This window comes from Nautilia lithotrophica (assembly GCF_054656815.1).
In genome coordinates this window covers 145,287-170,656 of record NZ_BAAHXN010000001.1, presented here as the reverse complement: position 1 = coordinate 170,656, position 25,370 = coordinate 145,287, and the positions used below count along the sequence as shown (strand labels likewise).

The following is a 25,370-nucleotide window of genomic DNA, read 5'->3' as shown; positions in this document are numbered from 1 at the left end:
TTTCTCACTTTCTATGCTTTATACATTCCCATTCAATATATCGCTTATTATAAAATCAAATTTATCAAGTTCTACCAAAAAGCTGTCATGTCCATAATCACTATTTATTTCAAAATAGTTACACTGCCCTCCTACTTTGTCCATATAGTTTTTAATGTCTCTCATCTCTTCAGGAAAAAACAGAGTATCACCACTAAATGAGATTAAATGAAGTTTGTCTTTTATTTGAGCAAAAGATTCTTCCAGTGATACAAAGCCTCTGCTGATATCAAACAGGGATATTGCTTTTAATATATAAATGTAACTTAACGGATCAAACCATTTAGGAAACATTGCCCCGTTGTATTCAAGGTAACTTTCAACCTGGAATCTTCCAAAAAGTTCGAACATTCCGTCTGTTTTTACATATTCTCTTCCGAATTTCCTCTCAAATGTTTTAGGCGAAATATAATTAAGATACCCTATCATTCTGGCAGCCGCTAATCCTTTTAAACCTTTCTCTTTTATAATTTCAGGGTCATAATTTCCGTTTTTAAACTCACTATCGGCTCTTACGGCTTCAATCATAGTTTTATTAATTGCTATTACATAAGGCTTTGTCTGATAAGTGGTGGCAATAGGTATGATGTTTTCGCAAAATCCAGGAAAATCTACGGCAAATCTTAAAGCCTGCATACCACCCATACTTCCGCCAACAATTGCCTTTAAATGTCTGATTCCCAAAGAATCAAGAAGTATTTTTTGGGCTTTAACCATGTCTTTTATTGTAATTACGGGAAATTTGAGCCTATATCTTTCACTGCTTCCCGGATGTATTGGCGACATTGGCGATGTGGACCCAAAGCAGCTTCCTATTACATTTGTAGAAATTACAAAATATTTGGTAGTATCAATAGCTTTTCCATCACCTATAAGTCCGTCCCACCACCCCGGTTTTCTGTCACCTTCATACATTCCGGCAGCATGATGAGATCCTGAAAGAGCGTGTGTTATAAGGATAACATTGTCTTTTTTTTCATTCAGTTCGCCATATGTTTCATATATTATCTGCCAAGGTTCTAAAATCCGTCCACTTTCAAGATATAAAGGCTTTGTAAATTTAGCTATTTTAGTCTCAATCTTCATAACTGCCTTTTTTCGTGTAATTTTATCATATTAACTCATCAATAGGACGAGGTTTACAAAAATAAAACCCTTGAAACTCGTCAATTCCTAAATTTTTTAATATTTCAAATTTTTCTTTGTCACTCACAAATTCCGCTATCGTTTTGATATTGAATTTTTTCGCAAAATCTACTATAAACTTTACAATTTCATAATACATTACATTGTCTATATTTTTAATTAAAGATGCGTCAATTTTAAGATAATCGGGTTTTAAATACAATATATTCACTAAATTGGAATAACCACTTCCAAAATCGTCAATTGCAACCTTAATTCCTTTTCTTTTTATATGAGTTATAAATTCTACCACTTGATCAAACTGCTCGATATTTTCAGTTTCCAATATCTCAAAAACTACGTTTGCATTCTCATATTTATCTAATAAACTATATATAAGTTTTTTTGTTTTTTCATTTGATATATCTAAGTATGACAAGTTTATAGAAACGGGAGTATTGTCAAATTTATTTAAATTTTCGAAAATTTTCTTTATCATAATTCTAGAAAATGCATTATATAATTTAAATTCTTTAATTAATTCCATAAATTCGAAAGGTGATAGTATTTTATTTTCATATTTTATTCTCATTAGTGCTTCATATTTGAGTATTTTTTGTTCATTGTTTACTATGCATTGATAATAAGGAACAATGTCTTCATTTTCCAAAATTATTAATAACTGCTGTAATTTTTCTAATCTTTCTTTTTGAGATTGTTGAATTTTTTCATCATAAATTTTATATTTTAATATTTTATCTTTATATGCAAGTTTAAGTGCAGTTTCAGCTGTTTCTAAAAGTTTACCTTTCATAAAACTAGCGCCTACTGATAAATTTATTTTAATATCATTGAATTTTATATCTAAATGCACTATTTCTCTTAAATCATCTTCTTTAATACGATAATTAAAACCTATTGCAAATTCATCACTTCCTATTCTGTAAACATGTTTATATTTTTTTGTTAATATATTTGCTATTAAAATTAAGATCTTATCACCAATTTCATAGCCAAAAATATCATTCAAATCAGAAAAATCGTCAACATCCACTAAACATAAAGAGTCATACAAATCGATATCTTCAATTAATTTGTTTCTGTTAGGTAGATTAGTTAATTTATCAAAATATACTCTTTTCATTAATTCTTTTTGAGATTTTTCGTAATTGTTTTTCAATTTATCGTATTGTTTTATAGTTTGTTTGATAATTCTTTTAGATATTACATAAGAAACGATAAAACTGATCAAAACAAAGATTAAAAGAAGTGCGATAGTAACACCAAGTAATTCTTCTACATCTTCAATAATGTCTTTTTGTATTGTATCTATGTCTTTTATAATTTGGGAATAATAAAATCCTTTAACAAATACGTAATTATAAGGCCTATATATAGCAAAATATGAAATTTTTGGTTCAAATTTATGTGTTATTGGGTTTTTAAAATAATATGTAACAAAACATCCATCGTGTTCTTTTAAACAATTAAAATACTCTTTTTTGTAAAAATTACCTTTTACATCCGGATCGTCTAAATTTAATTCTTTTCCTATTAAAAATTTAATAGGATGATAAATTATTTTTCCAAAGACCCCTTTTTCTGCATACCAATTAGTGATTTCACCTATTGCAACATAATTTAATCCTGCAGATACATTGATAGACTTTATAAAATCTATAATCTCTTTTTTTATCATTTCATTAATTTTATTTAATCTATAAGCAATTCCTATAATACTTCCATCTTCTAATTTTTTTTCAACTGACAAATATTTTTGTTTTTTATAGTTTACGATTAAATATTTATGTGAGCCGATTTTTAAAAATGATTGATAAAAAGTTGGATAAACTAATTGTTTAGAAATAATGTAAAAAAACATATTGTTTGAATGATGTATTTTAAAAAAGTTTTTTAAATTGTTATTTTTTTTACTATTTAAATAATCTTTTTTTAAAATTTTTAACATTTCGTTTAAAACTTCTTGTGTAGTTTTAAAACTTGAAATTCTTATGCCATTTACCGCATCTACTATTGATTTTATATTTTTTTCTAATATTTTTTTTTCGTTTTTTAATACGGCGTCATTTACTTTTTTAAATTCTTTTTTCGTTAAATCTTCAATAAAAAAAGCATAAAAAACACTAAAAGCTATAAGTCCAAATATCATAAAAAGAATTGGAATAATAAAAATTTGATTAATTAGCTTTTTCAATAGCTTCCTTTAAATCGTTGATTAAATCGTCAACATCTTCCAAACCAATACTAAGCCTGATAAGCCCTTCCGGGACACCTGCTGCAATCAGCTCTTCTTTACTCAATTGCTGGTGCGTGGTGCTTGCAGGATGGGTTGCAAGTGATTTGCTATCCCCAATATTCGTAACCAAAGAAAAAATTTTTAAATTTTTAACTATATTTTTGGCACTCTCATAGTCTTCCACTTCAAAACTCACAATTCCACCTGCATATTTTAAATATTTTTTGGCGTATTTGTAATTTTCATCTGATTTTAAAAACGGATAATTAACTTTTTTTATTTTAGGATGTGATTCCAAAAACTCCGCAATTTTTAAAGCGTTGTTCGAATGCTCTTTTATTCTTAAATGCAAATGTTCAAGACCCTGCAGCAAAAGCCATGAATTAAAAGGTGAAATTACCGCGCCATAATCTCTTAAAAGTGCAAGTCTTGCCCTGCTAATAAAAGGATTTTCAAATTTTTCATTATAAATAAGACCATGATAACTTTCATCAGGTTCGTTAAACTGAGGATATCTGTTAGTTTTAAGTTTTTCTTTTGCAAAGGGGGCTTCAATTATACATCCGGCAATTGCGCTTCCATTTCCTACGATATATTTACTCGCACTATGAACTACAATATCCACGCCTAACTCTATCGGTTTTACCCCATAAGGCGTGGCAATTGTATTGTCACAAATCACTATTACATTGTGTTTTTTAGCTATATTAATTATCGTTTCAAATTCAGGAACGCTTAAAGCCGGATTTGCAACGCTTTCGATTAATATAAGTTTCGTTTTTTCATCAATTAATTCTTCAAGTTTTTCAGGATTATGAACATTGAAATATTTGGCTTCTATGTTAAACTGCTTTAACGTTTGCGTATTTAATGTAATACTGCCGCCGTAAAGTTTATCTGAAATAATTACATTATCACCGCTTTTTACAAGATTTGAAATAGAGTAAAATATAGCCGCCATTCCACTTGCCGTGGCAAGCGCGTCAATTCCCCTCTCAAGTGCCGCTATTCTTTTTTCAAACACTCTGGTAGTGGGGTTACCTATTCTTGTATAAATATTTCCTTCTTCCTGCAGGTCAAAAAGTCTTGCCGCATGGTCGGTGTCATCATATTCATATGCAGTAGTCATGTAAATAGGAACCTGCATTGTTTTTTGTTTGTCTTTTTCATATCCAAAGTGTAATGCGAGTGTGGCGTCTTTCATTAAAAGGTCCTTTTTGATAAAATTACTATAATTATACCAAAGGATATAAATGGAAGATAAAGTTTTCAGTAAACCTATTGAAAAACAATTTGAATTTGACGAAGAAGTTGCCAGTGTTTTTGACGATATGCTAAATAGAAGCGTTCCGTTTTATAAAGAAAACTTAAATCTTCAAATTGATGTATTAAAAAATTTCTTATCCGGAAAAGACAAAGTTGTCGATCTTGGCAGTTCAACCGGAACGTTTTTAATAGAACTTGCTAAAAAAAAGAACGGACTTAAACTTATCGGAATCGATAATTCCGAAGCCATGATAAAAAGAGCAAAAAATAAAGCAAAAGCGTTTGGTGTGGATGTTGAGTTTGTTAACGATGATTTTTTAAATTATGACTTTTCTGGTTCAAAAGCGGTTATTGCAAACTACACGGTTCAGTTTATAAGACCTCTAAAAAGGGAAAAACTCATACAAAAAATCTATAATTCGCTGGAAAACAACGGAATTTTTTTAATGAGCGAAAAACTTATTATGGAAAATAAAAAGTTAAATAAAATTACAATAGATATATATTACAAATATAAAAAGAAAATGGGATATAGCGAATATGAAATTGCTCAAAAAAGAGAAGCTCTTGAAAATGTTCTTATTCCATATACCATGCAGGAAAATATTGAAATGCTAAAAAACGCCGGCTTTAAAGACATCGAAGTAATTTTCAGATGGAATAATTTTGCTACATTTATCGCTTTTAAATAATTTATTGATTATTATTAAAATTAATGCTTATACTTCCAAGAACCTCAAATTTCGCATTCGGGTCTATTTCGGCATGGGAAAGAACTACAACATCCACACCGAATCTTTCAAGAATTTCGGCAAGCGGTTTTCTTATTAAAGGATCAACTATCAATACAACCGGTGCAATACCTTTATTTAATATTTCGGCTGCTGCGTTACTGATTTCTTCTACCAGCTTGTTCATTTCTGCAACGGTGAGTAAGAACTGCTTTTGTTCGCCTTGCTGCTGAAGTTTATTCATTAAGTATTGTTCCGTTTGGGTATCGAAAGTGATAAGTTTAAGAGTTCCGTCCTCGCTTTCATAAAGTTTGGTAATAACACGGCTAAGGGAACTTCTTACATGCTCTACTATTACATCTATGTTTTTGGTATATTCCGCAACGTCTGCAATCGTTTCAAGAATTGTAATCATATCCTTAATTGGTATTTTTTCATGCAACAGGGCTTTTAACACCCTTTGAACAAGTCCTACGTTTGCAACTTTCATAGCGTCATCTACAATGGCTGGGAAATCTTTTTTAACCCTGTCAAGCATAGCCTGAACATCCTGACGCGTTAAAAGTTCTTCTGCATATTTTTTAATTATTTCACTTATATGAGTGACAATTACCGTTGAGGCGTCAACAACGGTATATCCGTTCATAAGTGCTTCTTCTTTTTTATCTTCGTCAATCCATATTGCTTCTATTCCGAATGCCGGCTCTTTTACCTTTTCACCTTCTATTTCTTCTATTACCATAGGGCTTGACATAGCTAGATATTTATCAGGAAAAATTTCTCCTTTTGCTACTTCTACACCTTTAAGCAAAATCTGATATTCGGTAGGTTTAAGGTGTAAATTATCCTTGATCCTAATCTGAGGCACCAAAAACCCGAAATCCTGAGCTATTTTTTTACGCATTGTTTTAATACGATCAAGCAGATCCCCACCCTGGTTTGGATCAGCGATTTTAATTAACTGATATCCTATATCCAGTTCCAAAAGTTCGACTTTTAATATATCTTCAAGAACTTTTTCTTCCTCTTTTGCAAGTTCTTCAGGTGTTTTTTTAGGTTTTTCCTCTTCAGTTTCTTCACCTTTTGCAGTTTGTTTTTTAGTTTCCGAAGTTTTCTTAGGCGGTTTTTTTCTAAATTTAGCTATTAATGACTGAATTGGATCTACACCTTTTTGGGTTTCCATCATCAAATATCCGGTAATCAAAAAAACTAGTCCCACGAAAATCATACTGCCTGTAGGAAATCCTGGGATAAAAGCCATAAAGAAAAGAATAGTCCCAACTATTAATACAACTTTATAATCTCTAATAAGCTGTTTAATAACACCTTCTGCAAAGTTGGTTTCATCTTTTGTAGCACGGGTAATTATAATACCTGTAGCAGTTGAAACCATAAGAGCTGGAATCTGTCCAACAAGTCCGTCACCGACCGTAAGAATCGTATATGTTGAAGCGGCGGTTGCCAAATCCATTCCCTGCTGAAACACACCTATCATAAATCCGGCAATGATATTAACCAATGTAATAATAATTCCGGCAATTGCGTCCCCTTTTACAAATTTACTGGCCCCATCCATAGCCCCGTAAAAATTGGCTTCTTGGATAAGTTCAGCTCTTCTTCTTTTGGCTTCCGCTTCATCAATAAGGCCCGCATTTAAATCCGCATCAATCGCCATCTGTTTACCCGGCATCGCATCAAGTGTGAATCTTGCAGCAACTTCCGCAACTCTTGTTGATCCTTGGGTAATAACCATAAAGTTAATAATCACCAATATAATAAATACGATTATCCCTATTACGTAATTTCCACCGACTACAAAATTACCAAATGCGGTAATAATCTGTGATACTGCATCAGGCCCTTCATAACCTTTACTTAAAATCATCCTTGTAGTAGCTACGTTTAATGAAAGTCTGTATAACGTCACAATAAGAATAATGGTTGGAAAAGTAGTAAAGTCAGTAGGTTTTGGAATATATAAACTTAAAAGAAGTATTAAAACCCCAACAGATAAAGAAATTGTTAAGAAAAAATCAAGTATTCCGCTAGGTAATGGAACAATAATGATAAGGAGTATCGCAAAAACAAATGCAACTACCCCTAAATCGGTAACTTCGCTAAATATTTTTAAAGAATTTTTGACTTTATTTACCAGATTTCATCCTTATTACGTCTTCTAATGTATAGTTTTGAACAATTTTTAAAAATTCATCTTCCAAAAATGCAAAAAATGGTCTTATAGAACAAATACTCGCCCTATTTCTCATACAATCATCTGGATCACTTGAGCAATAAAAAACAAGTGAATTTTTATCTTCCATTACCCTAAAAATATCTATTATTTTAATCTCTTTTGGTTCTTTTGAAAGTATAAATCCACCATGGATACCTTTAAACGATTTTACGAAACCTTTCCTCGAAAGAGTTTGTAATAATTTTGCTAAAAAAGGTTTAGGAAGTTCGGTTATTTCTGCTAAATGTGTAACATCTACAGGTTTATCAAATTTTGAAAGTTCAACTAAAGCGTGTAATGTATAAGCGGTTGATTTTGTAAACAGCAACTTAAATCCTTTTTGTAAAATTATACACAAATTATCCTTTTTATTTAAAAGAAATTGTAAATTTTGCTCCGTTTTTTATATTTGTTGCTTCAAGTTTGCCATTAAAATATTTATCAATAATAGTTTTTGACATATAAAGCCCTATTCCGCTTCCCTTTGTATCTTTTGTTGTAAAATACGGCTCAAAAATTTTATAAATAATTTTTTCATCTATCCCACCCCCATTATCTGTTATAGAAATTTTTTTATTTTTTGAATCAATATTTATAATAATTTTGCCATTTTTTATTTTATTTTCTTCTATTGCATCTTTGGCATTAGAAATTAAATTTAGAAGAACTTGTTGAAACTGCGTTTTACTTCCATATACATCAAAATCATCTCCTCTAATTTCAACCTCAATTTTTTTTGCTTTTAATTGTGCGCCTATTAATTTTAATGTGTCTTTTAAAGCATCTTTTACTTTGAATGTAGTTTTACTATTATCATCTCTAAAAAAGTTTCTAAAATCATCGATAGTGGAGCTCATAAAAAATATTGTTTCCATATTTTTTTCCACAAATTTTTCAAGTGTTTCTTCATCACATCCATGCTCTTCTACATATTCGGGAAGCAGTTGAATGTTAATTGCTAAAGTATTTAAAGGTTGACGCCACTGATGAGCAATAGCACCAATCATTTCACCCATTGCAGCAAGTCTTGTCTGATGTGCCAATAACTGATCTTTTTTTGATATTTCTTCCACCGCTTTTTTTACCCTATCTTCCAAAGACTGATTTAACTCTTTTATTTTCTGGTTATAATTTTTAAGTTCTCTATTTTTAAAGGCTAAAACCACCAAAAAAACTAAAATTACTGCTACAACAGCACTTAAAGATACTATCCATTCTTTATATAATTCCCAGAAAGTTGTAGGTTTATTTACATAAATTGCATTTTTATATCCTAATTCATATGCATCTATTCCAAATTTTTCTAAATTTTTAACATTAAGATACATTTTATTTGCTTTTTCAAATGTATATGGAATTTTTTCTACCGGTATTCCTTTTAAATATTTTAAAACTTTTTTACCAACCTCTTCACCTTGAGAAAGAGCATCTGTAACTTTCCCACCAACAATATTGGTTTTTGGTATATTTACTAAAATATCTGTATGAACTATCATAGGATTATTATAAATATTTGAAATCATTTGAGTTGCAATAATATAATTAACATGTTTGTTATTCAAATAATAGCTTGAAGGGGTTAAAAGCATCATAACTGAATTTTTTTTAAAATCTTTTAATTTGGTTAATACTTCATTTAAGTCTTTTTTATTTATTACAATGAACTTAATATCTTTTATATTTTTAAAAGCATCCAAATACTGCTTTACGACAAGCGATCCTGAAGTGGAAGCATCAGATACTATATATACATATTTAAGATTGTTTTTTATTTTTTTTGCAAATTTCAGGTTTTCCATTGGTTCTTTTTTTTCAAAAACGCCTGTGTAGATTTTTTTATCAAGTTTATTGGCAAGTGATAAATTATTAACACCGCAAAAAAACACTTTAGCATTTTTAAAAAGCGGATAATTTTTATATTTTCTAACGAAATTTAACGCGTTGTCATCTGTTGTAATTATTACATCAAACTTAATATCTTTATATTTATTTTTTAAATAATAATAATAATTATACATCCTCATTGGTGTGGGTCTGAAAATTTTAGTATCCATAAACTCAATATATTTTTTTAGATTTTTGTTATCCTGCAAAACATTTAAAATACCTTCAAGTTCACCTTTGGTCCATGCAAGCTGTATTGAATAAGAATTTAAAATTAAAATATTTTTGGCAAATAATGAAATATGCAATAACAATATAAATAAAATGACTCTTAGTCTCATTTAAACCCTTTGAATTAAAGTTAGCGTATAATTATATATAAATTTGCTTTTTTTTCTAAAAAGAGATATACTTTCATTTCAATTCAATGAAAATTGAAAATTTACCAATCAGGAGGCTGACATGGCTTTGGATTCGGCGAAAAAAAGAGAAATTATCGCTAAATTCGGAAATGATGAAAAAGATACTGGAAGTCCGGCGGTTCAAATCGCGCTTTTGACTGAAAGAATCAATGAAATCAACGAACATTTACAAAAACACAAACACGACCATTCAAGCAGACTTGGTCTGTTAAAACTTGTAGGTCAAAGAAAAAGACTTATGAGATACCTAAAAAGAAAAGATCACGACAAATATCTTGAAGTGATTACAGCATTAAACTTAAGAGACAGAGTTTAATCTCTTTCTCTTTTTACTTTTAATTATAGGTGTCTGGCACTATAATTTATATTATTCTTTTTTATTTATTTTTTATGTAAATAATTTGTCTATAAATTACTTGTTAAGAGCTTTTTTTTCTAATTTATCTAATTCATCTTTAAATGTTATGTTTTTTGGCAAAATTGATCCATGAAAATAATCAAACATTTTTTTATTTCTGTTTTTATGATTTAATACTTTTTCAAAAAAATTTATTGATTTTTCTTTATCCTGTGCTACTACAAATTTATCGTTATACATCATAAGTGCACTTAATAAATCTGAAGAATTTGATTTTGGATTTGAGGCAATATCGATTAAATCATCTAAGGTTAATTCTTTTTTTTGTTTTTTAGAATCTTTTTTTGTTTTTTTTGATTTTTTAGCAAAATAAAATATTAATAGTAAGCATATAATTGTGATTAATAAAAGATAAATTACAAATGTCAGTGGTGAATCAGGAGAAAAATCCCATATCTCATCACTCAAAAAAGAGAAAAACGAGAGTATTTTTTCTCTCAATTATTTAAGTCTTTCAAGAACTGATTTTTCGTGTGCCGTAAGCCCTTCGGTATGAGCTAAAATTGCGCATTCTTCTCCCATTTCTTTAATGGCTTCCCTGCTGAATGAAATAATTGATGATTTTTTCATAAATATTTCAACGTTTAAAGGTGAATAAAATTTTGCAGTCCCGCCTGTCGGAAGCGTATGATTAGGTCCCGCAATATAATCCCCTATAGGTTCTGGTGTATTTTCACCTAGGAATATTGCTCCCGCATGTTTTATTTTAGGCAAAAGGTCAAACGGATTTGAGGTTACTATCTCAAGATGTTCAGGGGCAATTTCATTCATAAGTTCAATTGCCTCATCTATTGAACCGGCAACAATAATTGCACCTCTTTCTTCAATCGATTTTTTGGCAATCTCTTTTCTTTCAAGCTCTTCTAAAAATCTGTAAACCTCTTCTTTTGTTTTAACTGCAAGCTCTTCACAATCCGTAATCATAATAGAACTCGCCATTTCGTCATGCTCTGCTTGAGAGAGCAGATCAATAGCCATATAATTTGGTTTTGCCGTATTGTCTGCGATTATTCCTATTTCACTTGGACCTGCAATCATATCTATGTTAACTTCTCCGTAAACTAGTTTTTTTGCTGTTGCTACGAATATGTTTCCGGGTCCGGTTATAACATCAACTTTCGGAATGCTTTCAGTCCCGTAAGCCATAGCGGCAATAGCGCTTGCACCCCCTACTTTAAATGTTTTTGGCATACCGCAGATGTAAAGTGCCGCAAGCAAAAGTTCGTTTGGTTTGTTCTCAATTACAGGCGTTGTTACAACTATTTCTTTTACACCGGCAACAATAGCTGGAATTACATTCATTAAAAGCGAGCTCGGATAAAAAGCTTTACCTCCCGGCACATAAACGCCGGCACTTTCTACAGCGGTAACTTTCTGACCTAAAATCGTCCCATTTTCTTCAAATGTCAGCCAGGTTTTCGGAAGCTGTTTTTCATGATACGCTTTTATTCTGTCAAATGCCAAATGAAGTGCGTTTTTTAGTTTTTCATCAAGGTTTTCATACGCTTTTTTCATATCCTCTTTTGAAATTTCCAAATCATTATTAGTTTTTGGTTCCCATCTGTCAAATTTTGATATATGTCTGAAAAGTGCTTCGTTTCCTTCGTTTTTTACCTCATTAATTATGTTTTTTACAATGCCTTCAACATTTTCGATATCCATTTTCCCACGCGAAAGTATTTCATTGAATTCTTTTTGAAAATCGGAAGAAGAGGTTTTTATTATTTTCATAACTTCCCTTTTTTTAAGAAATTGTATCAAAATTACTGCATAAATGTTAAAATTCGAAAAAAGGAAATTGATGCAGTTCAGTTTAATAGGTTTTAGTTTCGTATTGGTGTTAATTCCTCTTATAATATCTTATAAATACAAAATAGGAATAGAAAAAGAGCTTTTTTTCAATTCCATCAGGGCTTTTTTACAATTAACCGCCCTTGGATTTGTTCTTGGATTTATTTTTAAAATCGAAAATCCTCTATTTTACATACCAATAGTTTTACTTATGCTTTTATATTCCGCGTATATCGCACAAAAAAGAAGTGAATTCAGTTTTAAAGCGGCTTTTTATTCACTTGCATTAAGCACTACTATTATTCTTACAACCCTTATAATGTTAAAAATAATATCATTAAAACCTAACGAATTTATTCCAATAGCCGGAATGATTATCGGAAACTCTTTAAACACATACACACTTACCATTGAAAGAATAAGGCGCGAACTCGAACTTCAAAAAGAACTTATTGAAGCGTTTGTAGCAATTGGTGCTGGTATTAAAGAAGCGTTTAAAATTATGCAGCGTCAAGCTATAAAAGCTGCGTTAATTCCCGTAAACAATATGCTTCAGACTATCGGTGTGGTTGCAATTCCAGGCATTACCACGGGAATGCTTTTAGCAGGTGCCGATCCGTTAGAAGCGGTAAGTTATCAAATTGTCATTATTTATATGCTGGTAAGTATAAATCTATTCAGTGCGCTTTTTGGAAGTTATTTTTTCATACGCCAAAAAATCAGATGATTTTTGGCGATTAGTCTATATTATACACGTTTTTAATATGCAGTGCTTCATCAAATTCATATACTCTCGGTATTCCTGTAGCGATTTCAAATTTCGGAATATCCTCATCACTTATGCCGTCAAGCTCTTTTACCATTCCTCTTATTGTATTTCCATGAGCCGTAATAAGCACGTCTTTTCCTTCTACAAGTAAAGGTGCCACTCTTTCATGAAAAGCGGCCATAGCTCTTATCTGATTGTCTTTTAAACTTTCGGTGTTTGGCAGAAGTTCAGCCGGAAAGTTTTTATAGTGAGGATCAAATCTCGGATGTCTCGGATCGTCTTCGCTTAATGGCGGAGGCGGAACATCATAGCTTCTTCTGTAAAGAAGAAATTTTTCTTCCCCTACTTCAGCTTTTACTTCATCTTTATTAAGCCCAGTAAGAGCCCCATAGTGTCTTTCGTTAAATCTCCAGTCTTTAAGATGGTCTATAAATAATAAATCAAGCTCTTCAAGGATTATAATTCCTGTTTTAATAGCTCTTTTAAGGTATGAAGAAAAACATATATCAAAGCTAAACCCGGCTTCTTTTAATTTTTGTCCCGCTTTTTTAGCTTCTTTTATTCCTTCCGGTGCCAAATCGACATCTACCCATCCTGTAAATCTGTTTTGCTTATTCCATTCGCTTTTTCCGTGTCTTACTAATACAAGTTTTGCCATTTCAATCCTTTATGATGAATTAATTATGAAATTTTATCAAATTTTTCAAATTCGCCCTATTTTTCCATTCGGCCAGTTTGATAAGTGCCAGGTTTATATCAAACTCTTTATTAATCATAGGAAAAATAACCTCCCCGTCTATCGCAATAAAAAACATATCGCTAAACTCTTTTTTGTCTTTTCTTTGGATTATTAAATATGTAAGTTCATTATCGATTGTTCTTGGTATGTTTTTGTTTATACACACGCCTATCTGCTCTCTCATAAACGTATTTAAAGATTTCATATAATTTAGCACTAAATCTTCCCAACTAAGCTCTTCACCTAACGAATTGAAAAATTTAATATTTTCATCATTTAATTTTCCATTTTCCATTTTCCATTGTCCATTTACAAAAACTCCCACATCATATTCTGAAAGTTTTTGTTTAAACTTTTCAAAATCCTCTTCGATATCGGCTGAATAAAACGGGTAATTTGATAAAATTTTAAAAGATATATCGGGACGCAGATATTTTTTATACATCAACAACCTTTTTAAGGAGAATTATGCCAAAAATTTTAATTACAAACGATGATTCTTTCGAAGCAAAAGGGCTTGAGGTTTTAATTGAAGCCGTTAAAGATTTGGGAGAAGTTTATGTAGTAGCCCCGGCACACCATAAAAGCGCATGTTCCCATTCTCTTACAATTACTAAACCCTTGCGCTTTATTGAAATAGACAAAAATTTTTATAAACTCGACGACGGAACTCCGGCTGATTGTGTGTATCTATCAATGGATAAACTTTTTAAAAACGACAAACCGGACATAGTGCTCAGCGGTATTAACCACGGGGCAAATATGGGTGAAGATGTAAACTATTCCGGAACGGCAGCCGGTGCGTTTGAAGGCGCAATTCACGGAATTCCTTCAATTGCCTTTTCACAGGTGCTAAAAAGCTACGACACACCACCAAGCGAAGTAAACTGGGATAATGCCAAAAAAGTTGTAAACGACATTACCGATAAAGTTTTAAAAGGTAAAATTAAAATCCCCCACAGACAGATTTTAAACATTAACATTCCGAATACAAAAGAGATAAAAGGTTATAAAGTAACAAAGCTCGGTTACAGATTATACGGATTTGACGCACACAGGCATTTAAATCCGAGAGGCGAAGAATATTACTGGATAGGACTGCATCCTTTAAAATTCAAAGAAGAAAAAACGAGCGATTTCAACGCAATAAAAAACGGATATGTGTCAATCACGCCTTTAAAACTGGACATTACTGCGTATGAAACAATAAATGACTTACAAACGGATATTAATGGATAAAAAACTGCATTCGTTTTTAACCGCACTCGGAATGGATTTAAAAACAACCTTAACAAATCCCGCACCCGGTGTATATCTGGCAAAACTTACGGATTTTAAAACCTCTTTTATGAGCTTTGGTAAAGGTGAAACCGAACAAGAAGCCCTGATAAGTGCATACGGGGAAATGTGTGAAAGGATAATAAACAGAAACTTTTTTGAAGAATATTACATAAACAACTTATATCCAAATATGAAAACAGGAGATTTTTTAAATGAAGAGCTGAAACTTTTTTATAAGATAGATGAAATGGAGCCTTATGACTTAATCGATTTTAATTCCGACAGATTTGAAATACTTTCGATTCCTTTTTTGGAAAAATCAAGCGCAAAAAAAGTATTTTTTCCCATAAATCTTTTACAAAACCTTTATGCAAGCAACGGAATGGCCTTTCATTACGATTTAAACGAAGCCTATTACAATGCCAAAACTGAGATAATCGAAAGATATGTAAAATTCGACGTAATTCGTTACGGACTTCCTCTTCCCAAAATAAAACACCCCCTAAACTCTTCCAATATACAGATATACGACGCCACATTAAACGGAAAATATCCGGTTATGGCCGCAAGTTTTATTGAAAACGATGAAATCATCCTCTCTTTCGGATGTGATTTAAACAGAGAAAAAGCGATTAAAAAAGCGTATCTTGAACTTTGGCAAAGTGAAATGAGAGAAAGAGGGAGGTTTAACGAAAATATAGAAGAAGTCAAAAATTCATTTAATCTTTACAGACATTTTGTAAATTTAAGCGGTGATGTTCATACCAATTTCCTAAAAGCCCCTCTTTTTAAAGAAGCGAAGTGGGATTTTGAAGATTTGGATGTTTTTTCAAAAGAAGAATACATAAAAGTATATGAAGCAAATCCATTTGTTGCCATTCAGGTTATCATTCCGGGTATCAGTGAAGTGTATCCGATTGAAGATATGATTTATAATAACATTAATCAGGGGAAACTATATTACAGGGATAAAATACTAAATTATGAAAACTACCAAAAAGATGAAATATACGAAATAATAGACGAACTTAAATACTCTTTTGCAACGGAAATCGGCGCTTTAATAGGTGTAAAGTTTGAAACACCGGTATTTGCAGATGATTTTGAATATTATTACAAAAACAATATAAAACCGAAATTTTCAAAAACATATTTAAATATTTTAAATCTCGCAAGGAAGCTTAATGAGATATGACAGATGCAGGAAACTTTTTTCTAAATTCGATCATTTGAAAGATTTAAGGGTTTTAATATGCGGTGTAGGAGGTGTTGGGGGTTATGCACTTGAGTGTCTATACCGCTCGGGGGTAAAAAACATAACCATTGTGGATTTTGACATATTTGATATTACAAACCAAAACAGACAAATCGGAAGCGAACATATTGGTGAAAAAAAAGTTGAAGTCCTCTCAAGACTTTACCCTGGAATCATACCGATTGATTTAAAACTATCGCCTGAAAACATTAAAAGTCTGAATTTAAAAGAGTATGACATTGTAATAGACGCAATTGACGATCTGAACACAAAAATAGAATTAATAAAAGCGGCTTATCCGAAAATAATTTCATCAATGGGTGCTGCAAAAAGAATAGACCCGACAAAAATAAGAATAGATAGTATCTGGAAAACAAACACCGACCCTCTTGCAAAAAAAGTCCGCGACAGACTCAAAAAAGATAATTTTCAAGGCGATTTCAAAGTCGTATATTCAATAGAAAAACCTATTAAGTGTGATATGGGAAGTTTTGTAGGAGTTACGGGTGCATTCGGATTCGCTTTATGCAGTGAAGTATTAAAAGATTTCGTATAACCCGAAAAAGGGTTATACTAAAAATCCTGTATCTCTCATATCAAGATAAGCTTTCATTCCTACATCAGTCCATTTTCTTGTAGTCGGGAAGAATTTTTGAATTGATTCATATACCCTTGCGAAATCTTTGTTTTTGTTTGCATTTTCTTCAAGGATTTTTTTGATAGCTCTTTTTGCGGCTTCGTTTACATCATCAGGGAACTGACCTAAATGAACGCCGTATTTTCCTTCCATGATTTTTTTAAGCGCTACGCCGTTTTCGTATTGGAACTGTGCAAGCATTCTTGCATTCATTTCGTTTGCCGCAGCTTCAAGGATTGCCTGTTGTTCTTTTGAAAGTCTTTCGAATTTTTTCTTATTAAATGTAAGTTCTAAGTTAGTTCCAGGTTCATGCCATCCTGAATAGTAGTATTTAGCGACTTTATAGAATCCCATCTTAGTATCAAGAGCAGGTCCTACCCATTCAGTAGCGTCAATTACACCTCTCTCAAGCGCTGTATATAACTCTCCTCCAGGAATATTTACAGGTTTTACACCAAGTGCGGCCATTACTTCCCCACCAAGTCCCGGAATTCTCATTTTTAAACCTTTAAGATCAGCTAAAGACTTGATAGGTTTTCTAAACCATCCACCCATTTGGTTTCCGGTATTTCCGCCTTTAAACGGCACAAGGTTGTATTTAGCATATAATTCTCTCCAAATATCCATTCCACCGCCAAAATCAAACCATGCCATCATTTCATCGGCAACCATACCAAACGGATATGCCGTAAACAGACTGAATGCCGGGTTTTTACCTTTCCAGTAATATGGTCCTGAATGGAATCCGTCAATTAATCCTTTTGAACATGCATCAAATACGCCAAGTGCAGGAACAAGTTCATTTGCACCATATACTTTTATTTTTAAGCTACCGCCGCTTAATTCATTAACTCTTTTTGCATACCATAAAATTCCTTCACCCATAATAGGTAATGTTTTAGGCCATGATAAACAGATTTTTAACGTTTTAGTGCTTTTTGCGTAAAGATTTGTCGTAAAAGTAGTTGCAGCTACAGCCCCAACCCCTGCTGTTTTTAGAAATTTTCTTCTATCCATTTAATCTCCTTTGTTAATTTTTGACGTTTCATTTTAGCATAATTAGATTTAAATTTAACATTTTTATAATTTAAAATTATAAAAAAGAGAAAAAAAGAAATAAATTAGTAGAATATTGCTATAACTGCATAGCTTAAGAAAAGCATTAAATGTGAAAGTCCTTCTAAGTAATTTGTTTCCCCGTCTTCTGTTGTTTTCCAGACAAGTAAAATTGTTAGGATCAAAGCACCTACCTGAAGAGGTGTAAAATCAAGCGTCAAATCAACACCGACAAGAAGAGATAAAAATATAAGTGAAGGCACCGTTAAAAGAATACTTACAGTGCTTGCACCCATTGCAATATTTACAACACGCTGCATTTCATCATTTTTAGCAGCCCTAATAGCCGTGAAAAGTTCGGGCGCCACGGTTACAAATGCTATTAATATCCCTACAAATCCGGCGGTAAGACCGAAACTTTGAAAAACATTCACCCCGTCATTAGCAAAAATTTCTGAAAGAACACCTATCAATACAAGTAAAAACACTAAAAAACCTATGTTAAAAACGTTTGATTTTTTATCAAAATAATAATCCTCATCCTCTTCGTCATCTCTTTTGTATTTTTTAACCCTGCTTCTTTTTTTAAATTTGAAAAAATGCACGTGTGTATCGGTTTGAAACCTGAAAATAAAGAAATAATAAATTGCAAGAAGCGTTGCAATAATCAAACTTGCATTAAACAACGAATCATGATCAGAGTGTATAGAAATAGTAGTAGGCACAAGAAGCATTGCAGCTGCAACAAATAATATCGTTGTATAACTTGCGGATGTGTCTTCATTATGAACCTGTTCTTTAAAACTAAGCCCACCTACAAATACCGCAATTCCAAGCAGTGCGTTTAAATCCACAATAACGGTCGCTATAATACCATTTTTAACCGTTTCGACAACTTCCGGATGGGTTTTTGCTTCCAAAACAACCATAAAAAGTATCAAAATTTCAACTAACACGGCGCTGAATGTAAGAATCAAACTACCAAACGGCTCACCGAACCTTTCGGCAAGTATTTCGGCAATTTCACTGATTGTAACAGCCAAAGCACCGATACCTATTGCGGCAAATAGCGTTGCTAATACACTGAATCCTTGAAGATGAAAAATTACAGCAAGCGGAAGCGCAGAAAAACCTACAAAAATATCCCAATATTCTTTAAAAATATGCTTGGGTTCGTCCAAATTAACTCCTTAAAAAATGATTAGCTTTTTTTACTAAATAAACATCGCCGTATTGTTTAAAAAAACCAAAGGCGGATTTTAAAGCAATGATTTTATCAAATTCTCCGAGAAAAATCTCTATTTTAACATTCTTAAGGGCGTCTATTTTTTCCCAGTCAAAAGTAAAAAGAGCATATAAATCATTTTCATTGCATTCGCAAATATAATTTTCATTAAAAAATCCTGCTTTTTTCATGAAATTTTCTATATATTTATATTTGTTTAATTTAAAGGCGTTTATATTCAAATCGATAATTTTTTGTGGATAATTAAAAAATGCCGGAGAGAGAAGCTGAAGTTTATCCACTCTTTCATTGCATGATAAAACATAATCAAGTGCTTTTTGTGCGCCGTAACTAAAACCTGCTACAACAAATTCACCTTCTTCCAAATATTCTTTAAAAAGGTCTTTTTCGTTTTTTAAACAAAACCCGCTAAAATATTTCATTTTTCAGTTTTTCAAAGTCTTCTTTGTGTATCACTTCTTTTTCCAAAAGTATATGATATACAGCCTCTATCATCTTCTGATTCGATGCATAAAGAACTTTAACCTCACTTAAAGCTTCATTTAAAATATTGGCTATTTCGCTCTCATCCGATACAATGCTCTCACCCATTGCATAATCTTTTACCATTTTTACGGCAAGTTCCCTTGCCTTTTTTAAATCCAAATGAGCGTTTGAATATTTTTCGTTAAATCTGTCCTCAACCCCGACACGCCCGGCAAGATACACTTGAATTTTATTCATCATCTCCGTTTTTGAAACAATTTCTTTATCTTCTTCTTTAAAATCGTCTTTTACAAGTGAAATTCTTTCAAAATCAACACTCAGCCATTCGGCGATGACGGCTTTACATGCCTGATAATAACTTAAAATCTCTTTTTCTTTGGGATTGTATGTCTGAAGTCTTTTTTTACCTACAAGCACTTTGTCTTTAACGGCGTAAAAGTCGTCTTCTTCCACAAAATGTTTCCCTTTTTTAAGTGCGTAAATACTCGCTTCGTTTACAAGGCTTGCAAGTGCCGCACCGCTGAATCCTACCGTCATTTTTGCAATATTTTCGAGATTTCCTTTAAAAGGTTTGTTTTTAAGATGCACTTTTAATATTTCTATTCTGTCTTTAAGTCCCGGAAGTTCGACATATATTCTACGATCAAACCTTCCGGGTCTAAGAAGCGCTTCATCCAAAAGTTCCACTTTGTTTGTGGCACCTATTACAATAACGCCGCTGCTGCCTTCAAATCCGTCCATTTCCGTGAGCAGCTGATTAAGCGTGGCTTCCCTTTCATCGTTTCTCAAGTTTCCTCTGCTCTTTCCGATTGCGTCTATTTCGTCTATAAATATAATGCTCGGTGCTGTGGCTTTTGCTTTTGTAAAAAGATCTCTTACCCTTTTTGCCCCTACACCCACATACATCTGCACAAAGCTGCTGCCGCTTTGATAAAAAAACGGAACCCCGGCTTCACCGGCAAGCGCTTTTGCTATAAGCGTTTTTCCAACACCCGGAGGCCCCACTAAAAGAACGCCTTTTGGAAGTTCTATTCCAAAAGCCCTGTATTTGTCAGGATTTTTTAAAAAATCTACTATTTCTATCAGTTCTTCTTTTACTTCGCTTATACCAGCCACATCATCAAACGTAACATTAGAAGTGGTCGGTTTTATAATAAAATCCTTTTCAATCCCTGTATCCATCTGAACCTGCACCTGCTGAGGAGGCTGCTGTGCATTCGGAACCGCCCTTCTTAAAAGAACTATTAACAATATAAAAAAACCAAAAACAATTATTACGGCCACTATCTGATTTATAAGCGTTTTTGCATCAAGTCCGTCTCCTTTTAATGACGCAAAAAGTAAAAGTGCAATTAAAATTCCCGTAAGCACGGAAACGATCAGTGTGTTTTTATTGGATTTTTGCATAATTTACATCCTTTATTTCATATTCGTTTATTTTCATCCAAGCCCCTTTAATGTTTTTTTCGGATTTTATGAGCATTTTATTGTAATATTCATCATAACCTTCATAAAAGCCGTTTTTGAAATTTTCTATATGAACTGATAATGGAACTCTGTTTTTTATTCTGAAATTATAATTATTATTTTTCACAATTTCTTCTAAAATTTTAGCACGTTTTTTGGCGATATCTCCTCTTACATCCTGTTTGAGCGTTGCGGAATGGGTCCCGCTTCTTGGGGTGAATCTAAATACATGTATATGAGTTAGAGGATATTTTTTAAAATTTTCAAGGGCTTCTTGCCATATTTCTTCACTCTCTCCGGGATGTCCCACTATGAAATCGGTCCCCAAAGCCAAACCTTTCTCAGCCAGTTTTTCAAAAAGATTCAGTGTCTGTTTTACCCTGTTTCGCCTTTTCATAATTCTAAGCATATTGTCACTGGTATGCTGCAGGGCTATATGAAGATGTTTTTCAAGTATTCCGTCTTGGGTAAGTTCTATTAACCTTTCATCAAGCTGACTGGGTTCTAAACTCCCAAGCCTTATTCTTTTTACACCCCTTATTTTTGAAATTTTTTCAATAAGTTCCGACAATGACGTATTGGTGTCTTTGCCGTAACTTCCCATGTTTATACCCGTTAAAACAAACTCGCTGATTCCGTTTTGGGAGAGTGTTTTAATCTGATCTAAAATAATATTTTCCGGAAGGGATCTTGAATATCCCCTGACACTCGGAATAATGCAGTATGCACATTCAAAATCACAGCCTTCCTGAATCTTTACAAATGCTTTAGTTTTTGAATACTCAGTAATAATTTTTTTATTGACAAAATCAAAATTTCCAAGTTTAACGCCCTCAAAATTTAAAAACTTATCAACCTCCTCTTTGTATTTATGCCCGAGAACCGATTTAACCTTTCCCTCTTTAAAAAGCTCTTCTCCTTGTGTATATGCAGCACAACCTGTTAACATAATATTTTTACTTTGCCATTTGTTTATATATTGCCTTAAATCCCTGTCGGCAAAATTCGTAACCGTGCAGGAATTTACGATTATAATATCAGCTTCCTGTTCACCTGAGACTATTTCGTTTTTTAAAATATTTCTCATAATTTCACTATCATACAAATTGCTTCTGCATCCGAATGTTTTAATAAAAACTTTCAATCATTTCCTTTTGAATATTTTTGTAAACATATCATAACAAAAACTGCTCATTTCACATTTGAGTCTTTTTCTTCTTAATATATAATAAAAAATAGGAAGATAAAAGAGATTGAGTATCGTTCCCCATGCAAGACCAAACCCAAGAGCAATTGCAAGCGGCTGAAGTATCGCCGACTGACCGCTTGGGAAAAACATTAGCGTTAAAAGTCCAAAGAATGTTGTAATTGAAGTTAATAAAACAGGTCTTAGTCTGTGAGAAGCATAAACCAATACCTCATCCACACTTTTAGCCTTTTTAATAAAATCTATCATAACGATCCCGTCATTTACAACCACCCCGGCAAGTCCCACAATACCTATCATTCCAAGCATTGTCATATTCATATCCATTATCATATTTCCGATTATCACACCCAAAAATGACAGCGGAATAACGGAAATAATTACAAAAGGAAGCACGGCGGAATTAAACATAAGCACAAGTATTAAAAATATTAAAAGCACCGCTACCACGAGAGCTTCTTTTAAATCCTTAATAAATTCTTTACTTGTTTTTGCCGCACCGCCTATTATAACTATTAAACCTTCTTTTTTAAATTTTTTTAATAAAGGATTGACTTTTTGATAAAAATCAGCGGTTGTTATTATTTTTTTATTTAGGGTGGCATATACGGTTTTGGCGGCAATTCCGTCATATTTATGTATTTTTTTAAAGGCTTTTGTAATTATAAAATCACATATTTTGTCAAGTTCGATATACTGGTCTGTCCCAGGAATTGTAACCCTGAAAGTTTTAAGCTCTTCAAATGAATCTTTGTTTTTATCTTTGAGTATTATTTTTACTATTCCGTCTTTGTCAAATGTTTTATCAAATTCAGCTTCTGCAAAAAAACCTCTAAGTTCGTTAAAAAGCCCTACCTGGGTAAATCCGAGTTTTTGCCCGTATGGGTTTATTTTGAGTTTAAGCTCATCCGCTCCAAGTTCCGCATCATCATAAATATTGTAAACGCCTTTTATTTTTTTCATCTCTTTTTCTAAAGTTTTAATAGCCTCTATTATTTTTTTCTGCGATTTTCCACCAAGGCTTATTACAATATCACTTTTAACCACACCCGCTTGCGGAACTATTACGTTCAGTTCCACCATTCCTGGTATTTTTATATGTGAAAAATCCTTTTTTAACATCGATGCTAACTGCTGGGCGGTGTGTGTTCTTATCTGGTTTTCAACTTTTATTGGCTGAAATATAGGTGCTATGTATTTATTGTAGAAATCTGTCGGTTTTTTGTCGTTTAAATCCACAAATATATGAAAATAATTCTCACCCGTATTCGCTTCGCCTTTGTTGTTCATCTGCATTCCTACAACGGTCGTAAATCCTTCTACATCCCTTCCGACATATTTTTTCAAATCCGCCTCTATTTTTTTAATCGCATCGGCAGTCTGGGTAATAGTAAAATTACTTTCAAATTTTCCGTTTACATATATCTGACTCGCATCAAAATCAGGAAACAGCTGAAATTTTGAATGCTTCATACCTATTCCTATAAGAATAGGAATAACAACTAAAAAGAAAACCAAAGCCAAATATCTAAACTTAAAGAAAAACGTAAGTATTTTTTTATACAAGGATGAAAATTTTTCCCAAAACCTCTCTTTTGAACTTTCCTGGGGTTTTAAGATCTCTTTTGAATGAAGCGGTAAAAACACAAATGCTTCAAAAAGAGAACTTAATATAAGAATTGTAATCATAACAGGCAGAATTTTTATAAAAACACCTATTTCGCCTTTTATCAAAAGCATAGGCAAAAATGCGAGCACCGTAGTCATAGCAGCCGCCACCACCGGCCAAAAAACTTCGGTAGTTCCGTCAATAGCGGCCTGGGTTTTACTTTTGCCCATCTGCATATGGCGGTATATGTTCTCACCAACAACAATCGCTTCATCAACTATCATTCCAAGGGCAATAAGAGCCCCCAACATTGAAAGAAGATTGAGTGAAAAGTTGTAATAATCAAGGGCAATCATTGCAATCGCAAAGGAAGTCGGAATCCCCAAAGTAACCACTAAAGAAATTCTCCAGTTCAAGAATACCCACATTACGAAAAACACCAAAATCAGTCCGAAAACAATATTACTAACGACGGTATTAAATCTGTTTCTTACCCATTTACTCGTATCTGTTGAAATACCAAATGTAATTTCAGGATGCTTTTTATGGTAGTTTTTAAGAATTTCTCTTATTTTTTTACTGATAGCTATAGCATCACCGCTTTCACCTTTTCGAACGTCAATGGTAATATTAGGAATTCCGTTGTATTTTCCGATCTGGGTCGGGGTTGCGTATTCTTTTTTTATTTGGGCGATATCTTTTAATCTTATTTTTTTGTTTCCGATTTGTATTATCATATTTTTGAAATCGTCCACGTCTTTTGAATACATTGATATAAAATAATGTGTAGTTCCTTCAATTTTACCGACAGGAAAAATGGTAGATACCTGAGAAAGGACATTAACAAGCTGTGATTTATTTATTCCAAGTGCTTCAATTTTTTTATTATTAAGTTCAAAATAGATATTTTTATCGCTATCGCCCCTTATATCTATTCTTGTTAAATCCTTGATTTGAGAGAGTATTTTTTTTATATTATCCGCATGTGTTAACAGCTGGTCTTTATTTAATACATCACTTGCAACAGATATAAACATTAAAGGAAAGGCTTTTTTTGCTATTGTAACACTTGGTTCGTTCATATCGCTTGGAAGGTCTTTTTTTAAATTTGAAGTAATAGTTTTAAATTCACTTAAAAGTTCAAGTTTATTTGAATTGGGTTTAAGGTTTACGGTTATGGTAAAACTTCCGTTTCTTATTACGCTTTCAATGGATGAAACTTCCTGATACGATTTCAGGTCGTCTTCTATTTGAGTAACGGCCATTTTATCCAAAGTATTCGGACTGGCACCAGGATACGCCCCCTGAATTAAAATCTTATCAAGCGTCGCGGGTGGAAAAAGCTCTTTTGCAACGTTTTTATATGCTATAACCGCGGAAATTATAACAATAATAAAAAGTGTATGTGTAAATACGGCATTTTTAATGAAAAACTCTATAAATCTTTTCATA

The 25,370-nt window shown here is 32.4% G+C and carries 22 protein-coding genes; 6 read left to right on the top strand and 16 right to left on the bottom strand.

Going from position 1 to position 25,370, the window contains the following annotated elements; translation table 11 throughout:
* Positions 1–18 precede the first annotated feature (18 nt).
* Genes metX through ACYQ19_RS00825 form a run of 3 tightly spaced genes read right to left on the bottom strand, consistent with a single transcriptional unit; the run spans position 19 to position 4,625 of the window.
* Positions 19–1,146 (bottom strand): homoserine O-acetyltransferase MetX, encoded by a 1,128-nt coding sequence (metX, locus tag ACYQ19_RS00835; RefSeq protein WP_459978229.1) that lies wholly within the window; start codon positions 1,144–1,146, stop codon positions 19–21.
* Between the two features lie 4 nt (positions 1,147–1,150).
* On the bottom strand, positions 1,151–3,379 hold the full coding sequence (locus ACYQ19_RS00830) for an EAL domain-containing protein (RefSeq protein ID WP_459977406.1): 2,229 nt from the start codon (positions 3,377–3,379) through the stop codon (positions 1,151–1,153).
* Positions 3,363–4,625, bottom strand: a complete 1,263-nt coding sequence (locus tag ACYQ19_RS00825; protein ID WP_459977404.1) for an O-acetylhomoserine aminocarboxypropyltransferase/cysteine synthase family protein — start codon at positions 4,623–4,625, stop codon at positions 3,363–3,365. Before ACYQ19_RS00825 ends, ACYQ19_RS00830 begins: the two co-directional genes overlap by 17 nt.
* A 49-nt stretch (positions 4,626–4,674) precedes the next feature.
* Here ACYQ19_RS00825 and cmoA point away from each other — a divergent pair, with 49 nt between their 5' ends.
* The gene (cmoA, locus tag ACYQ19_RS00820) at positions 4,675–5,379 is read left to right on the top strand and encodes a carboxy-S-adenosyl-L-methionine synthase CmoA (protein ID WP_459977402.1); all 705 of its coding nucleotides are present in this window, start codon (positions 4,675–4,677) and stop codon (positions 5,377–5,379) included.
* Between the two features lies 1 nt (position 5,380).
* Here the strand turns inward: cmoA and flhA are convergent, their stop codons facing one another.
* The 3 genes from flhA to ACYQ19_RS00805 are packed head-to-tail and all read right to left on the bottom strand — an operon-like array spanning position 5,381 to position 9,876.
* Positions 5,381–7,543 (bottom strand): flagellar biosynthesis protein FlhA, encoded by a 2,163-nt coding sequence (gene flhA, locus ACYQ19_RS00815; protein WP_459978228.1) that lies wholly within the window; start codon positions 7,541–7,543, stop codon positions 5,381–5,383.
* 19 nt (positions 7,544–7,562) lie between these two features.
* Positions 7,563–7,979, bottom strand: coding sequence for an RrF2 family transcriptional regulator (locus ACYQ19_RS00810; RefSeq protein WP_459977400.1), 417 nt, complete (start codon positions 7,977–7,979; stop codon positions 7,563–7,565).
* A gap of 40 nt (positions 7,980–8,019) precedes the next feature.
* Positions 8,020–9,876 (bottom strand): sensor histidine kinase, encoded by a 1,857-nt coding sequence (locus ACYQ19_RS00805; RefSeq protein WP_459977398.1) that lies wholly within the window; start codon positions 9,874–9,876, stop codon positions 8,020–8,022.
* A gap of 121 nt (positions 9,877–9,997) precedes the next feature.
* Here ACYQ19_RS00805 and rpsO point away from each other — a divergent pair, with 121 nt between their 5' ends.
* On the top strand, positions 9,998–10,273 hold the full coding sequence (gene rpsO, locus ACYQ19_RS00800; RefSeq protein ID WP_459977396.1) for a 30S ribosomal protein S15: 276 nt from the start codon (positions 9,998–10,000) through the stop codon (positions 10,271–10,273).
* Between the two features lie 96 nt (positions 10,274–10,369).
* Here rpsO and ACYQ19_RS00795 read toward each other — a convergent pair whose 3' ends face one another.
* On the bottom strand, positions 10,370–10,783 hold the full coding sequence (locus ACYQ19_RS00795) for a hypothetical protein (RefSeq protein ID WP_459977394.1): 414 nt from the start codon (positions 10,781–10,783) through the stop codon (positions 10,370–10,372).
* A 33-nt stretch (positions 10,784–10,816) separates the two neighbouring features.
* Entirely contained in the window at positions 10,817–12,106 is a 1,290-nt protein-coding gene (gene hisD, locus ACYQ19_RS00790) for a histidinol dehydrogenase (RefSeq protein WP_459977392.1), read from the bottom strand.
* A 70-nt stretch (positions 12,107–12,176) separates the two neighbouring features.
* On the opposite strand from hisD, the gene ACYQ19_RS00785 reads away from it, so the two are divergent.
* On the top strand, positions 12,177–12,893 hold the full coding sequence (locus ACYQ19_RS00785; protein ID WP_459977390.1) for an ABC transporter permease: 717 nt from the start codon (positions 12,177–12,179) through the stop codon (positions 12,891–12,893).
* A 10-nt stretch (positions 12,894–12,903) separates the two neighbouring features.
* On the opposite strand, the gene gpmA is transcribed toward ACYQ19_RS00785, so the two are convergent.
* Together gpmA and ACYQ19_RS00775 are read right to left on the bottom strand one after the other, a co-directional pair.
* A complete protein-coding gene (gpmA, locus tag ACYQ19_RS00780; RefSeq protein ID WP_459977388.1) occupies positions 12,904–13,593 on the bottom strand; it encodes a 2,3-diphosphoglycerate-dependent phosphoglycerate mutase in 690 nt (229 codons plus the stop codon).
* 19 nt (positions 13,594–13,612) lie between these two features.
* The gene (locus ACYQ19_RS00775; RefSeq protein WP_459977386.1) at positions 13,613–14,119 is read right to left on the bottom strand and encodes a stationary phase survival protein SurE; all 507 of its coding nucleotides are present in this window, start codon (positions 14,117–14,119) and stop codon (positions 13,613–13,615) included.
* A 23-nt stretch (positions 14,120–14,142) separates the two neighbouring features.
* Between ACYQ19_RS00775 and surE the strand changes: the two genes are divergently transcribed.
* Genes surE through ACYQ19_RS00760 form a run of 3 tightly spaced genes read left to right on the top strand, consistent with a single transcriptional unit; the run spans position 14,143 to position 16,766 of the window.
* Positions 14,143–14,913 (top strand): 5'/3'-nucleotidase SurE, encoded by a 771-nt coding sequence (surE, locus tag ACYQ19_RS00770; RefSeq protein ID WP_459977384.1) that lies wholly within the window; start codon positions 14,143–14,145, stop codon positions 14,911–14,913.
* On the top strand, positions 14,906–16,150 hold the full coding sequence (locus ACYQ19_RS00765; protein ID WP_459977382.1) for a YcaO-like family protein: 1,245 nt from the start codon (positions 14,906–14,908) through the stop codon (positions 16,148–16,150). Before surE ends, ACYQ19_RS00765 begins: the two co-directional genes overlap by 8 nt.
* On the top strand, positions 16,140–16,766 hold the full coding sequence (locus ACYQ19_RS00760; protein ID WP_459977380.1) for a tRNA threonylcarbamoyladenosine dehydratase: 627 nt from the start codon (positions 16,140–16,142) through the stop codon (positions 16,764–16,766). The genes ACYQ19_RS00765 and ACYQ19_RS00760 overlap by 11 nt, the downstream gene beginning before the upstream one ends.
* Positions 16,767–16,778: 12 nt before the next feature.
* Here ACYQ19_RS00760 and ACYQ19_RS00755 read toward each other — a convergent pair whose 3' ends face one another.
* The 6 genes from ACYQ19_RS00755 to ACYQ19_RS00730 all read right to left on the bottom strand — a co-directional run bounded on the left by ACYQ19_RS00755 (position 16,779) and on the right by ACYQ19_RS00730 (position 25,369).
* Positions 16,779–17,864 carry a TRAP transporter substrate-binding protein gene (locus tag ACYQ19_RS00755; RefSeq protein ID WP_459977378.1) on the bottom strand — a complete coding sequence of 362 codons (1,086 nt, stop codon included), beginning with the start codon at positions 17,862–17,864 and terminating at the stop codon, positions 16,779–16,781.
* A 104-nt stretch (positions 17,865–17,968) separates the two neighbouring features.
* Positions 17,969–19,084, bottom strand: a complete 1,116-nt coding sequence (locus ACYQ19_RS00750; RefSeq protein ID WP_459977376.1) for a calcium:cation antiporter — start codon at positions 19,082–19,084, stop codon at positions 17,969–17,971.
* A 1-nt stretch (position 19,085) separates the two neighbouring features.
* Positions 19,086–19,571 (bottom strand): pimelyl-ACP methyl ester esterase BioV, encoded by a 486-nt coding sequence (bioV, locus tag ACYQ19_RS00745; RefSeq protein ID WP_459977374.1) that lies wholly within the window; start codon positions 19,569–19,571, stop codon positions 19,086–19,088.
* Positions 19,558–21,042: an AAA family ATPase gene (locus ACYQ19_RS00740; protein WP_459977372.1), complete on the bottom strand. Its 1,485-nt coding sequence runs from the start codon at positions 21,040–21,042 to the stop codon at positions 19,558–19,560. Before ACYQ19_RS00740 ends, bioV begins: the two co-directional genes overlap by 14 nt.
* Complete coding sequence (gene mtaB, locus ACYQ19_RS00735) at positions 21,026–22,246, bottom strand: tRNA (N(6)-L-threonylcarbamoyladenosine(37)-C(2))-methylthiotransferase MtaB (RefSeq protein ID WP_459977370.1); 1,221 nt, start codon at positions 22,244–22,246, stop codon at positions 21,026–21,028. The genes ACYQ19_RS00740 and mtaB overlap by 17 nt, the downstream gene beginning before the upstream one ends.
* Entirely contained in the window at positions 22,247–25,369 is a 3,123-nt protein-coding gene (locus tag ACYQ19_RS00730) for an efflux RND transporter permease subunit (protein WP_459977368.1), read from the bottom strand.
* Between the last annotated feature and the right edge of the window lies 1 nt (position 25,370).